Source organism: Oribacterium sp. C9 (assembly GCF_002007235.1).
GTDB lineage: Bacteria > Bacillota > Clostridia > Lachnospirales > Lachnospiraceae > Oribacterium.
The window spans coordinates 1-12,730 of record NZ_MUHW01000014.1 but is presented as its reverse complement, the minus strand read 5'-3'; the positions used below and the strand labels follow the sequence as shown (position 1 = coordinate 12,730).

Annotated in this window: 12 protein-coding genes and 1 riboswitch; of the genes, 2 read left to right on the top strand and 10 right to left on the bottom strand. The window is 42.8% G+C overall.

Features of this window, described 5'->3' with window-relative positions:
* Positions 1–108: 108 nt before the first annotated feature.
* The 7 genes from ribH to BXO88_RS09650 form a co-directional block, all read right to left on the bottom strand.
* Entirely contained in the window at positions 109–582 is a 474-nt protein-coding gene (gene ribH, locus BXO88_RS09680; RefSeq protein WP_044995277.1) for a 6,7-dimethyl-8-ribityllumazine synthase, read from the bottom strand.
* A 42-nt stretch (positions 583–624) separates the two neighbouring features.
* On the bottom strand, positions 625–1,890 hold the full coding sequence (locus BXO88_RS09675) for a bifunctional 3,4-dihydroxy-2-butanone-4-phosphate synthase/GTP cyclohydrolase II (protein WP_078037536.1): 1,266 nt from the start codon (positions 1,888–1,890) through the stop codon (positions 625–627).
* A gap of 138 nt (positions 1,891–2,028) precedes the next feature.
* Positions 2,029–2,775 carry a riboflavin synthase gene (locus BXO88_RS09670; protein WP_078037535.1) on the bottom strand — a complete coding sequence of 249 codons (747 nt, stop codon included), beginning with the start codon at positions 2,773–2,775 and terminating at the stop codon, positions 2,029–2,031.
* 108 nt (positions 2,776–2,883) lie between these two features.
* Positions 2,884–4,038, bottom strand: a complete 1,155-nt coding sequence (gene ribD / locus BXO88_RS09665) for a bifunctional diaminohydroxyphosphoribosylaminopyrimidine deaminase/5-amino-6-(5-phosphoribosylamino)uracil reductase RibD (RefSeq protein WP_078037622.1) — start codon at positions 4,036–4,038, stop codon at positions 2,884–2,886.
* Between the two features lie 273 nt (positions 4,039–4,311).
* Positions 4,312–4,446, bottom strand: a riboswitch (FMN riboswitch).
* A gap of 134 nt (positions 4,447–4,580) precedes the next feature.
* Entirely contained in the window at positions 4,581–5,198 is a 618-nt protein-coding gene (locus tag BXO88_RS09660; RefSeq protein ID WP_078037534.1) for an HD domain-containing protein, read from the bottom strand.
* Positions 5,199–5,440: 242 nt separating this feature from the next.
* Positions 5,441–6,409, bottom strand: a complete 969-nt coding sequence (locus BXO88_RS09655; RefSeq protein ID WP_078037533.1) for an efflux RND transporter periplasmic adaptor subunit — start codon at positions 6,407–6,409, stop codon at positions 5,441–5,443.
* A gap of 244 nt (positions 6,410–6,653) precedes the next feature.
* Positions 6,654–8,246: a proline-rich domain-containing protein gene (locus BXO88_RS09650; RefSeq protein ID WP_206099984.1), complete on the bottom strand. Its 1,593-nt coding sequence runs from the start codon at positions 8,244–8,246 to the stop codon at positions 6,654–6,656.
* A 264-nt stretch (positions 8,247–8,510) separates the two neighbouring features.
* Here BXO88_RS09650 and BXO88_RS09645 point away from each other — a divergent pair, with 264 nt between their 5' ends.
* Both BXO88_RS09645 and BXO88_RS09640 read left to right on the top strand, forming a co-directional pair.
* Complete coding sequence (locus BXO88_RS09645; protein WP_078037532.1) at positions 8,511–9,932, top strand: sensor domain-containing diguanylate cyclase; 1,422 nt, start codon at positions 8,511–8,513, stop codon at positions 9,930–9,932.
* Between the two features lie 87 nt (positions 9,933–10,019).
* The gene (locus tag BXO88_RS09640) at positions 10,020–10,451 is read left to right on the top strand and encodes a hypothetical protein (protein WP_078037531.1); all 432 of its coding nucleotides are present in this window, start codon (positions 10,020–10,022) and stop codon (positions 10,449–10,451) included.
* 26 nt (positions 10,452–10,477) lie between these two features.
* On the opposite strand, the gene BXO88_RS09635 is transcribed toward BXO88_RS09640, so the two are convergent.
* The 3 genes from BXO88_RS09635 to BXO88_RS16320 form a co-directional block, all read right to left on the bottom strand.
* Complete coding sequence (locus BXO88_RS09635; protein ID WP_168171674.1) at positions 10,478–11,611, bottom strand: GGDEF domain-containing protein; 1,134 nt, start codon at positions 11,609–11,611, stop codon at positions 10,478–10,480.
* Between the two features lie 67 nt (positions 11,612–11,678).
* Entirely contained in the window at positions 11,679–11,903 is a 225-nt protein-coding gene (locus BXO88_RS09630) for a hypothetical protein (protein ID WP_078037529.1), read from the bottom strand.
* 136 nt (positions 11,904–12,039) lie between these two features.
* On the bottom strand, positions 12,040–12,270 hold the full coding sequence (locus tag BXO88_RS16320) for a hypothetical protein (RefSeq protein WP_139355565.1): 231 nt from the start codon (positions 12,268–12,270) through the stop codon (positions 12,040–12,042).
* Positions 12,271–12,730: the final 460 nt, after the last annotated feature.

Below are 12,730 nucleotides of genomic sequence, written 5' to 3'. Positions count from 1 at the left end.
TCTATTATACATCTTCCCGGAAATATTTTTCGTCATTTTGTGGTGATTTATTCTATTTTTGCATCAATTTTTGTTGTTTTGTGTCAAATTGCATGTCTGATAGCCGCGTCAGATCTGCTCCAGAACATTGACCATCTCGATGGCACCCACTGCGCAGTCATAGCCCTTGTTTCCGGCCTTGCTGCCCGCTCTCGAGATAGCCTGCTCGATGTTATCCGTTGTGAGGATTCCGAACATTACAGGAAGTCCTGTTTCCAGTGAGACCTGCGCAACTCCCTTTGAGACTTCGTTACACACATAATCGTAGTGGCTTGTCTGTCCTCTGATAACAGCTCCGAGAGCGATAACAGCATCATACTTTCCGCTCTTCGCCATCTTCTTTACTACAGCAGGGATCTCAAAGGCTCCCGGTACCCATGCAGCGGTAATGTTATCGCTCTCAACACCGTGACGTACAAGTCCGTCAACTGCGCCTCCAACCAGCTTATTAACGATTATCTCATTAAATCTCGCTGCCACGATTCCAACCTTCATTCCTTCCTTTGCTACAAGCTTTCCCTCTAAAACATTGATCTCATTCATTTTATTTTCTCCCTTTCTTATTTTGCTTTTTTGTTTTGATCTTCATGCGCAGGTAGAATCTGCCTTCATCCGCAGGTCTTCCTGCTCGTCTCTCTCATCAAGATCTATCGCCTTGAAGATATGTCCCATCTTAGTCATCTTGGTTCTGAGATAGCGTCTGTCATAGATCTGTGCCGGTATCTCGATAGGTACACGCTCGCTGATGGCGAGACCGAAATCCGAAAGCGAATACACCTTGTCAGGATTATTTGTAAGAAGCCTCAGTGACTTCACTCCGAGATCCTTCAGTATCTGTGCGCCTACCCAGTATTCCCGGAGGTCCGGTGCAAAACCGAGCTTAACATTGGCCTCTACCGTATCGTAACCTTCTTCCTGAAGCGCATAGGCCTTTATCTTATTGATGAGACCTATTCCTCTGCCTTCCTGTCGCATGTAGAGGAGGATTCCTCTGCCCTCTTTGTTTATCATCTCCATCGACTTTTCAAGCTGGAGTCCGCAATCACATCTAAGTGAACCGAAAGTATCTCCTGTGAGGCACTCGGAATGAACTCTGCACAGTACGTCCTTTCCGTCACCGATGTCTCCCTTTACAAGTGCCACATGATGTTCTCCTGTTATATCATTGATATAACCGAACATCTGAAAATCGCCGTATTTGGTCGGAAGCTTCGCTGCAGCCTCCTGAACAACATGCTTTTCATTTATGCGGATGTAGGTCTGAAGATCCTTTATGGTTATGAAACTGAGACCATACTTATCCGCAAGCTCCCAAAGCTCCTCTGACTGCATCATAGTGCCGTCCTCTGCCATGATCTCACAGCAGACACCACACTCCGTAAGTCCCGCAAGCCTCATGAGATCAACCGTTGCTTCTGTGTGTCCGTTTCTGGTGAGCACTCCGCCATTTCTCGATATAAGCGGAAATACATGTCCCGGTCTTCTGAACTCCAGGGGACTTGAGTCTGCTGCTGCCAGCTTTCTCATGGTAAATCCACGCTCCTTTGCGGAAATTCCCGTTGTGGTTTCAACGTGGTCTACTGAAACTGTAAATGCCGTCTCATGATTATCTGTGTTCTCGATCACCATCGGCGGAAGTCCCAGGCGGCTGGCATGCTTCTGACTTATGGGCGTACATATAAGTCCCTTTGCGTAGCTCGCCATGAAATTGATATTCTCCTGTGTTGCGAACTCAGCCGCGCATATCATGTCGCACTCATTTTCTCTGTCAGGATCATCCGAAACAAGAATGATCTTTCCATTCCTGAGATCCTCCAGCGCCTTTTCTATAGTTGCATAATGCTTCTCCATTTAATTACCTTCCTCTCCCTCTGTTAAAATTTTTTATCTACAGCTTCTCACATCATGGCATCATTCAATATATCCCTGTATTTTTCTGCTATTCGCCTCAGAACGCCACTATCAGCTGTTATACTCTCATCTATTTTTTTATATATCGTATCTCTCCAGAAACTCCATCGTGAGGCCGCCACCGTCTCCTGCAGAAGCATCATTTCCTGACAGGTATGCTCCGCTTTTCACTCCGGCAAAATCTCTGCCAGGGCTGCTGCCCCACGCTCCTTCACCGGCTTTTCCTGTCCCTCCGGCGCTCAGCCCCAGCAGCTTCTCCACATACTTCCCGACAGAATCATTTTCAAGGTTCACCCTGTCCCCGGGTCTTCCGGATGCCAATGTTGTCTCCTGCATGGTATGCGGAATGATGGACACTTTAAAAACCTGATCATCGACGTATGCCACCGTAAGGCTTATGCCATCGATGGCTATGGATCCTTTCTCGATTATGTATCTAAGTATCCGGTCCGGTGCCTTTATGGTGAACCACACCGCATTCTCTTCCTTTTTTACTTCCTGAATCACTCCGGTTCCGTCTATATGCCCAGACACTATATGTCCGCCAAATCTGCCGTTTGCCGCCATGGCGCGCTCCAGATTAACATGATCCTGCTGTTTCGCCATGGACAGTGAGCTTCTCCTTACGGTCTCCGCCATGATATCCGCGGAGAATCCGTCATCATATAGCTCTGTCACCGTAAGACATATCCCGTTCACCGCGATGCTGTCTCCAAGCTTTGTTCCCTCCAGCACCTTTCTGCAGGACACCTCTATCTTTCCGGAGCTGCCCCGGATATCCAGCCGCCGTATGCGGCCTTTCTCCTCTACGATTCCTGTAAACATACTTATTATCCTCTTCTCTAAAGCATTCATACTCCATTCATTTTTTCAACTAAATAATCCCCTGAATCTACTGATTCTTCCGATACTCACTCTGATTGTCCCATCTTCTTAGCTTTCAGCATTCCTCCGATACCTGAGAAGGACGTCATCCCCTATCTTATCTACAGATAACAGGCTGAACTTATAAGCATCCCCAGGGTCAGTCACACCTTCTCCGCACACCGGTGATCTGGCTTCTCCTCCAAATATCTTCGGTGCAACAAAGGTGTAGATCTCATTAACGATTCCGGCATTCAAAGCGCTCTCATTCAACCTTCCTCCACCTTCCATAAGTATGCTGTCTATCCCGTTTTCACCGAGTATATCCATAAGTCCTTTCAGATTTATCTCGGAAAAATTATCCGACTCGTTTTTGCTTCCTGCTTTCTCAGACTCTCGTTTCGGACAATTCACGATCTGAATTCCGGCATCTAAGAGCTCTCCCATTTTTTCGGTTAGACTGCTCTCTCCATCCGGAAAACCCTGAAATCCGCTTACTACTATCGTCTTATATTCCTTTGCCGTCCTGACTATCTGTGAATCCATAGGTATCCTTAGTCTGCTGTCGCAGATGATCCTCACAGGTGACCTGCCGTTTTCCAACCTGCAGTTAAGAAGCGGATCATCAGCAAGAACTGTACCTATTCCCACCATGATTCCCATGGCTGCATGACGCATTTTCTGAACTTCTTTTCTGGCTTCTTCCCCTGTGATCCACTTGGATCGACCTGTTTTTGTGGCGATCTTTCCGTCCATAGTCATTGCATACTTCATAGTGACATATGGGCTTTTAGTGGTGATATAGTGGAAAAATACCGGGTTCAACTCATCACATTCTCCCCTGAGAAAATCCTCTATGACCTCCACTCCATGGTCTCTCAGATATGCTGTTCCCTTTCCCGAAACCAGTGGATTTGGATCTCTTGAACCGATAAAAACTTTTTTTATTCCAGAAGACACTATCGCTTCAGTACATGGGGGCTGCTTTCCATGATGACAGCAGGGTTCCAGAGTCACATAGATCGACGCCCCTTCAGGAGACTCGGTAAGATTTTTTATGGCATTTCGCTCCGCATGAAACTCCCCGTATCTCTCGTGATATCCTTCTCCGATTATTCTTCCGTCCTTGACTATAACTGCTCCCACCATTGGATTTGGATGACACCATCCTTCACCCTTCTTCGCCAGTTCTATAGCACGCCGCATATAATCCTGATTTTCCAAGTGAGCTCCTCTCTGATCTTCAGGAGAAGTATTCAAGGTCCGGTCACCCTTTTCTGTGACCACATAGATGATGATCTATCTGTCTATCTGTTAAATACTCTTTTTTATGGAATGTTTTTCCGGATGGAATTCTGATAAGTCATAAGTCTTTTCTATGCTTATGCTTAGTTTGATATGAAAGGAACCTTTTCTTTTTTTAATACAAAAAACCCGAAACATTACGTTTCGGGGAATACAACCATACTAAAAGAAAAACTGTTCTTCAATCGTATATCTCATCTTCTTCCATCCAGACTTTACTGTCGGCCCCGGAATCAAACCGGATCATGCCATAAGGCTCGCGGGCTATACCGCCGATCGGGACTTGCACGATGTTTACTCATGCTCACCCATTCCCCGAAGATCATTATTTAATTAAAAAATTCATAAAGAAAAGAATTTTTATTTATGATTAACAATCATATATTCATTTTTTAAAAATGTAAACTACTTTCTTTGAATACCTCGTATAAACATCAGCCTTAGTCTCTAAAACCGGCTTTTTAAACCTCGTTCAGTCTTTTCTCAACCTCATCGAGATCCAGATCTCCGAAAAGCGAAGTACAAAGCTCGTCATACTCCTTCCATGCATCAGTATACGAAAGCTCCTCTGAAAGGATATCTCTTATTCTCTCGTAGTACCAACCCTGAAAATCCGGGTCTGTCTGATTGAATCTCTGCCAGAAATCTTCCTTATTGCCTTCATAGTCCCTGACCGACGCCCTGATATTGGAAAGCTTATCACCGAGACATATGATCTTTGAATCCAGATCAGCTTCTTTGAGCTGTTCGATAGTCTCTTTTTTTCTGACAGCCCATGTATGCTTTTTTGCCTGATCCAGTCTTTTATCCTCAGTCTCTCCCTGAACCAGATCGGCAACTCTTTGCCCGAAACGTTCCTTTATGTCCTCATACCCGAACTCTGTATCTTCGATAACATCATGAAGCAAAGCTGCGATCACAACATCCTCATCCTGAGTTATGGAGGCAACTATCATTGAACATTCAATCGGATGAATGATATACGGAATATCAACACCCTTCCGCATCTGTTTCCTATGAGCAAATGCCGCGAAATTCATCGCTTCACAGTACCTTTTTCCGGCAAAGACCTTCACCATGGCTTCTCCTCCTGCAACAGAATCCAAATGATGTGAGTGTCAAACATCGATATCGAACTGCCACGTGTCATGTGGGGCGTGTCATGAAGTCTATTCTCCACTTTTGTGCAAGCATAAGCGGAGGAAGACTTACGACACTTATATCATAACAAATTATATTTATTTTACCTTATACTTTCCGAACTGAAAAATAAAATAAATTTTTTTTAGACCAGATATTCCTGTATATTCACACTCTTCATCTACTGAGCCGCGACAGACTCTGTTGTGTTCGGTGTTTCTGCTGCATCGGATGTTTCTGAAACCTCTCCTGTATCCGACATTTCCTCAAATTCTTCTATATCCTCTTCATCGATCTCACCGATCCTGACTTTCACACCCATTCCATCAGGCAGATCTACATCTGTTTTAGGTCGTGCCTTCACTACGTAAACTCCGGGTTTATTCTCCTCAGGATGAATGCTTATGACGGTTCCGTAGAACATCACATCACGTATAATGAAAGTAAGAGGCTTTCCCGGATATATATCAGAAATCACGCTTTCATCGCCCTTAAAGCTTATGTACTTTACTGTTGTCTCATTAAGCTCAAACAGACTGTCTCCGCTTGCGATATCCTGCCCGTTTCTTACGCTTATCTCTCCTATCCTGCCATCCGCCGGTGCCTTCACCAGTGCCCCTGAATAAGCATTTTCATACCTGGTTTTTGCTTCCTCTGAAGCTATGATGACCGCTTCCAGCTCTTCATTGGCCAGAGTAACCATATCAACCGTTTCCTTATAGGTCTGGGCATTCATTTCACCTGCATTAAATTGAGGTGTTATACGGTTAAGCTCGGAAACCGCCGCAGATGCCCTGACCCTTGCCTCGGACAGTTCAAGTACCTTCTCGTCCCATAGTGCCTTTGCTTCTTCAACATCCTTCCTGTTATCTATGAGTACTATGGAATCTCCTTTATTTACTTTTCTTCCCTTATTTACATATACCTGAAATACTTTTCCCGGAACAGTAGACTCGACGGTAAAGGAATCAGTAACTTCAACTCTGCCATCGAAAGACCTTTTAGAAACCTCCTTCCTCCTTTGAAGTTCGGAAGAAGTCGCAGTGTCTGTCGGGTTTGCCGATATCTCCAGCTTCACATAGTGATACCCATAAAACGCCGTTAATCCCACAAGAATCAACAATATGAATATGAGTATTCTCTTCTTCATAGCTTAAGATCCTTTCCCCAATAAAATCTTAAAATACGATTCCTGCGCAAAAACAGTCTGACCCCAACATTTTCATATATATAATTCGTATAGTTTTACGGGCAATATAACATAAAAATAAAAAAACTCTCCTTTGCAGAGGAAAATTTTCTGCAAAAGAGAGTCTGATTATATAGTTTGGAGAGTGTATAACGCGAAGCGATCCGATATCGGCTTTTGGCACCACGTCATTTTATATGAGTTGTCAGTTTCCTGCAGCATTTGATGGCATCTCAGGAGGCTGCTGGCCGTTTCCGCCCTGAGGCGGCATCATACCGTCACCGGACATGCCCATAGGAGCTCCGCCCTGAGCATTGCCCTGAGCGTCACCTTCCGGTTTCTCAGGAGGCTGCTGACCGTCTCCGTTCGGAGGTGTCTGTCCGTCAGCAGGTGCCTGACCATCTGCGCCCTGGCCGTCTCCCGGCTTTCCGGAAGGTGCCTCACCCTGCTGAGGACCACCCTTTCCATCCTCAGGTCTCTGGCCTTTATTATCTCCTGATGCTTCACTCTTGTATGCTTCAACAGCACTGCCCTTAGACTCGGTGCCTTCAGTATAGGCTTCACCGTTCACATAAAGCTTGAAACCATTAAGATCGATGGCATCCTCATCACAGCTGAGACTTGTGATATATGAGTCCGCTGTAAGTGTCCATGTGGAATCATCTGAGACCTCAACATACACCGCGCCTGCCTCACCGTCTGTATTGATGGCACCCGAGTAGACTGTTCCGTCATTGAGGTACATATTGAGTGTGGAGATGCTGTCAACTATGGTATTTCCCTCGATCTTCTGCTTTGCCGCAGTGAATGTCACCTGACCGCCGTTAGCTCCTTCTGTGCCCCATCCGGCTGCCTCGATGCGGAGGAAATCATCACTTGCATATGTGAAGTCAACATCTTCGATGTCTATCTCCGCCTTTGTGTTGTTGACATAGAACATGCCTCCGTTCTTGTTAACAAGAGAACCGCCTTTCATCCTGAATGAAGCTGTTCCTTCATCTGCATCACCAGACATTGACTGATATAGCATGACAGCCTGATATACTGAAGACTTGTCGCTGTTCTTTGAAATGTTGTTGGCAGTGAGGGATACATTATCCAATGTAACAGAATTCTTTCCCTCGACAACTATGCCCTGCGCTGAATTTGATACGAGCTCAGCATCCTTAACGGTAATGTCTGCTGTTGAGTAAATGGCCGGTGAGCCCTTACCGTTCGCCTCATAATAACCGCCGGAAACATTGACAGTACCGCCTCCTCTGTCGGAACGAATAGCTGCTGATGAGCCGCCCTGTGTCACGATATCGAGATTTTCCGCGTTCATTGTACCGCCTCCGGTCGTCATGAGACCGCCGGAATTGTTGGCATTGGTTCTGATCTTAGAATCGGAAATGTTTACAGTAGTACCTTCTCCGTAGCTGAATACTGCATTGGCATGGCTACCGTCTGTTGTGATCTCGGCATTCTTTATGGTAAGTGTAGCTCCGTTCTCTGCGAAAACCGCCGCATTCTCACCATAGAAATCAGCCTCTTCACTGTTGGAATCTCCTGTCTTTTTTACTTCAATGTTTTCGTACTCAGCATCCTCGCCATCCGCATGGATCGCATGTCCGCCGTCTTCGCTATTCTCATAAGTCTCCTTAACGACCTCCGTACTTTCCTTAACGGCAGGAGTCTCTGCTTCGATAACTCCTTCTGTTGTTGTCGCTGTTGTCTCAGCTGTCTTGTTTGAACCGCAAGCTACCACGTTTGCAGCAAGCATTGATGCCGCCATAACTAAAAGTATTTTTCTCTTCATATTATTTTCTCTCTTCTCCTGATGGGCAGCCCTGATTTTAGATCCATGTAAGGGCTGCCGAAACATATCAAGTTTTTATGAAAAATCTGCCATCAGCTAAAAGCATTTTGAAACACTGTTTGCTTCTGACATGCGTCATATTAACCATAAAAGCTTAAATCATACTGAAAATACTGATTATGAAGCTTAGATTATTTAATTTTTCGAAAAAAACACCGATATAGTAAGCAGAACACTCATAGTTTTGTTATTTAGGAATTCGATATGAAACTGGCAAAGATAAACCATATAAATTTCAGCCTTAAAGAAAAGATAATGTGGGCATGCACCGTCATAGCCCTTTTGATAATTTTTTCTGTTTCGCTGTATTTCAGCTATCTTACCTACAGTGCCATGGTAGTCCGCGGAGAAACCTTCGTGTCAGAGCGCTCCGATGCACTGAAACAGAAAATCTCTTCAACACTCGACGCAAAATTCGCATTGCTTTCCTATATTACGTCCCTCCCTGAGATATATGAGATGGATTCCAAAAAACAGCAGGAATATCTTTGTAATAAGTTAAACTCACTCGGATTCAAATATATGTTTATAGTCCGTAACGATTACTCTACCACTTTTGTCAACGATACCGTTGATGAGGATTATCTTGATGAGGAACTTTTAAAATACTCCATCGCAAATTATAAATACATCTCAGATCCATATAATGATGAATCCGATGACCCTATAACCATACTGACGGTTTCCATTTATGATAAATTCGGGCAAAAAACAGGTGCTCTCTGCGGCGCTCTAAGTCTTTCCAAGCTCTATTCTGAAATGAATGAAATGTTCAAATCAGGCATTTCTGCAGCCATATCACAAAACGGCGAATATGTCCTTTATGAGGATGTTTCTACGGTCCTTTCTCAGGCCAATGCCTTGAATACTTACTCTGATTCTCCGGAGGCAGTTCAGTTTATTTCCAAGGGACTTGCCACTCCCAAAACAGTATCGGGTCACATAAAGTATCATGACAATGTCTATTTCGTAGGTATGTCAGATCTCAATTACTGTCACTGGAAGATCATATATATCATGGAAGATGATGTGATCATGCGCGGCGTATGGAACATTTTCATCATCCAATCCATTGCCATTGTCATGATGATCCTTACTTTTATACTGATTTTCAGTCATCAGTATACCGCCATCAAAACAAAAAATATGGCTTATACGGATCCTCTTACAGGTATCGGCAATGCTCAGAAATGTCACGAAATGCTGAACTACTTCAACGATCTTAACGACACAATCATGCTTATCTGTTTTGACCTGAACAAATTTAAAGAGATTAACGACACTCTGGGCCATCAGATGGGAGACGATGCCCTGAAGTCTTTTGCCCGCTGTCTTATGCACAGCTTTGGAACAGAAGGTTACGTTGGACGGATCGGCGGAGACGAATTCATTGCACTACTTTCCGGCGATGTCCGGCCCAAGTATGATAAATCCATAAATCTCCTGAATGAAGAAATAGAGAAGGTAAATTCTGCTGAAGGTATCCCTTATAAGCTTTCTGTTTCCTACGGTACCTCTGTACGATTACTAGATAACGACGCTTATAAACCTATAAATGCCATGTACTATGAGGCAGACAAAAACATGTACGAACTAAAAAAGCTTTATCATGACAGTATTAGATAGACTTCGAGACACTTGTGTCTTTCATATTGAATTACGCTCATTAATAAATTACAATATTAGTAACTATTTACGAAGGCAGGTGATGATATGGCCGGAAGTGTCAACAATATTCCCAAGAGAAAAGCTTTAGACTACCTAAATGAGATGTTGGAACAGAAAAGTTTCAAAGAGATCACGGATCAGATATTTGAAGTGGTATTCATGGGAAACGATAGCTATAACGACAGCTATGATATTTTCTTTTACTGCAGAGCCTTTAATATCATTTCATTTGGCGTTGAACATAGCGTAAACAATATCATGCACGATTATGTAGTGGAACATGACCCTAAACTTGTTTATCGTTCTTTCGTAAAGGTTGTCAGCAGATTCCCAAAGGGTATCCCGAACGACACTCCTTTATTCTCACAATTGCTTGATACTCAGTTAAAACAGGATCTTCCGGATGGGGATGAGGATGAGAACAAAGATGAATCCACTTCTATTCTCGGTATATTCAATAAACTATTCAAAAAGTGACGGCGTAAACCGTCACTTTTTCACTTTCAGATTATTTCTCCGTTGAATTTTATCTCTGCCGCCTTCATTTTCCTCTTGCAGTCATACATCAGAACATCTGCCCTGTTGACCGCATCAAACACAGATTCTCCTCGTGTTTTTTCTACAAGCCCATAGGCTACCGACAGGTCAAACTCGCCAAACTCCCGGTCTGTTTTCGGCTGCTGTTGCAGCTTCTCCAGCACCTTTGCCACTTCATCCCTGTAAGCTCCCAGGAACACGAATTCGTCCCCGCCTATCCTGTACATTTTCCCATAGTTATACAGGTATTTATTATATGTAAGCGCAGATGCCTTAAGATAGGCGTCGCCAATTGCATGACCGTCATTATCATTGATCTTTTTCAGATCGTTTATGTCAATGCTTACAACCACCAATCCATCAAAATCCTTGAACTTAAATGAATCGTCAGTGTAAACATATCTGTTGGCGAGTCCGGTTACCTGATCAGTCTTCATTTCCAGATTATTGAACATGCTGGTTATGAAAGAAAATCCCGCTGCCATGATGAGTTCTATGATCTCGCCTGTATAAAAAATATCCGTATAAATAACACCTATTATGAATAAAGTCAGTATGTGATTGACTGTCTTTATTTCTCCCATGGAAAAGATATACTTCTTTTTGATGATCTCTGCAAATATGGCAAAGTAGTTTACCGCCAATACTATCGGTCGTATATACCAGACAGATCCCTGGATATATTCTGCGTTTGAATCTATATAAAAGTATAATCCATGTCTGTAATTCGTAAGCATACTAATCACATATATGGCTGCTATAACAAGTGCTACATGCCCAAACTTCGATTTCAAAAAGGTCGGATCTATGGCACTACAATAGACTATGGGCACAAGCATGGGAACCGTATATACAATGGTATATCCTGTAAAGACCAGCCTGTGTAATCCCGGCATTCCATATACATAGTCCGTCACCATATCTGCCAATGCCGCAAATATGATCAGAGAGCCTGTTCTGTAGACTGCAAGCTTCACACCTTTATTTACGATATGGTTTTCTCTTATGCTGATGATAACAAACAGGCAGTCTACTATTGCAAGGAGACACCATACATTTGCGTATCTTACGATATAGTAAAAAAAGGCTCCTATATCCATTGGAAACACTCCTAAAAAAAGGACCATTCGGAAATTGAATGGTCCATCAACAGCAAAAATATATAGATCATAAGGATCTGTCAATCAGCTCTCTATCCGAAGGATTTGGTACAGAAAGTTCAAGCTCTCTTACATATCCACATCGGAAGACATTAACCAAAGTGTACATCTGTGTGACTTTACTCTTCAGATTTATACAGTCACCGACCCCGGAAACGAGTTCGACATCTCCCTGACACCTATCTACGATTGAAAAAAATTTTATTGGATTTTCAATTTCTCTGACTTTCATAGTCTTACCCCTTTATTTTAACACATACTATCGCATTTATGTATATTTACTCTTAAAAGCGTTGGCTTTTTTGCTTATGGGTTTACTATATACTCGTCACCATCACAGAAATGTCACAAATCCGTTTATAGTTTTTTTATCTTCTTCCCATTCGATATGAGCCGCTTCTGTGACAATATCCGCCATAGCATGCTTCGTAGTTTTCAGCACAACCATTTCTATAATTGTCATCACATATGTAATTATCGCATATTCTTCTGTCATTGTTTCTCACGTTGTAATCACAATATCCGTGATATGCAAATGCAGAAATACCGGTTGTAAGCGTGAGTGCTGCAGTAGCCATTAAAACACCAAGTTTTTTCATTTCTTTACTTCCTTCCATTATTACTTGAACATATTTTCATATTTGACCTGTATATCTTATCATATTATTGAAAAATAAATGCCTTGCGCACAATATTTAATACTTTTTTAATAAAGTTGTGTGTGTTTAAATTGGACATCATTTATATATGAATGTCATTTATTTCATATTGCCGCTTTACAAAATAAAAAAAGCTCCGATGTCACCATCGGAACTTCTAAAGCTTTTATCTATATAATCATGCCTTGAAAACTGTACACCACATGTTAATAACTTATTCTTTAGTAATTCATCTTTCAGGTTTCAGTCTGCTCTGTCAGCAGCCTGAAATTTCGCTTTGCGAAACAGTATTTCTTCGAAATACTGCCATATCGTTCCGGAGTTTTTTGATAAAAACTCCTCCTCTCCAGCAAATTCAACCTATTGGTCAAACCCTCGACCTATTAGTAACTATCACCTG

What these genes read in the sequence shown, in the direction of transcription:
- BXO88_RS09650 (WP_206099984.1), bottom strand. Translation starts at nt 8,246, where the DNA reads ATGAAGAGAAAAATACTTTTAGTTATGGCGGCATCAATGCTTGCTGCA.
- ribH (WP_044995277.1), bottom strand. Translation starts at nt 582, where the DNA reads ATGAATGAGATCAATGTTTTAGAGGGAAAGCTTGTAGCAAAGGAAGGA.
- BXO88_RS09640 (WP_078037531.1), top strand. Translation starts at nt 10,020, where the DNA reads ATGGCCGGAAGTGTCAACAATATTCCCAAGAGAAAAGCTTTAGACTAC.
- BXO88_RS09675 (WP_078037536.1), bottom strand. Translation starts at nt 1,890, where the DNA reads ATGGAGAAGCATTATGCAACTATAGAAAAGGCGCTGGAGGATCTCAGG.
- BXO88_RS16320 (WP_139355565.1), bottom strand. Translation starts at nt 12,270, where the DNA reads ATGAAAAAACTTGGTGTTTTAATGGCTACTGCAGCACTCACGCTTACA.
- BXO88_RS09655 (WP_078037533.1), bottom strand. Translation starts at nt 6,409, where the DNA reads ATGAAGAAGAGAATACTCATATTCATATTGTTGATTCTTGTGGGATTA.
- BXO88_RS09670 (WP_078037535.1), bottom strand. Translation starts at nt 2,775, where the DNA reads ATGTTTACAGGAATCGTAGAGGAGAAAGGCCGCATACGGCGGCTGGAT.
- BXO88_RS09630 (WP_078037529.1), bottom strand. Translation starts at nt 11,903, where the DNA reads ATGAAAGTCAGAGAAATTGAAAATCCAATAAAATTTTTTTCAATCGTA.
- BXO88_RS09635 (WP_168171674.1), bottom strand. Translation starts at nt 11,611, where the DNA reads ATGGATATAGGAGCCTTTTTTTACTATATCGTAAGATACGCAAATGTA.
- BXO88_RS09660 (WP_078037534.1), bottom strand. Translation starts at nt 5,198, where the DNA reads ATGGTGAAGGTCTTTGCCGGAAAAAGGTACTGTGAAGCGATGAATTTC.
- BXO88_RS09645 (WP_078037532.1), top strand. Translation starts at nt 8,511, where the DNA reads ATGAAACTGGCAAAGATAAACCATATAAATTTCAGCCTTAAAGAAAAG.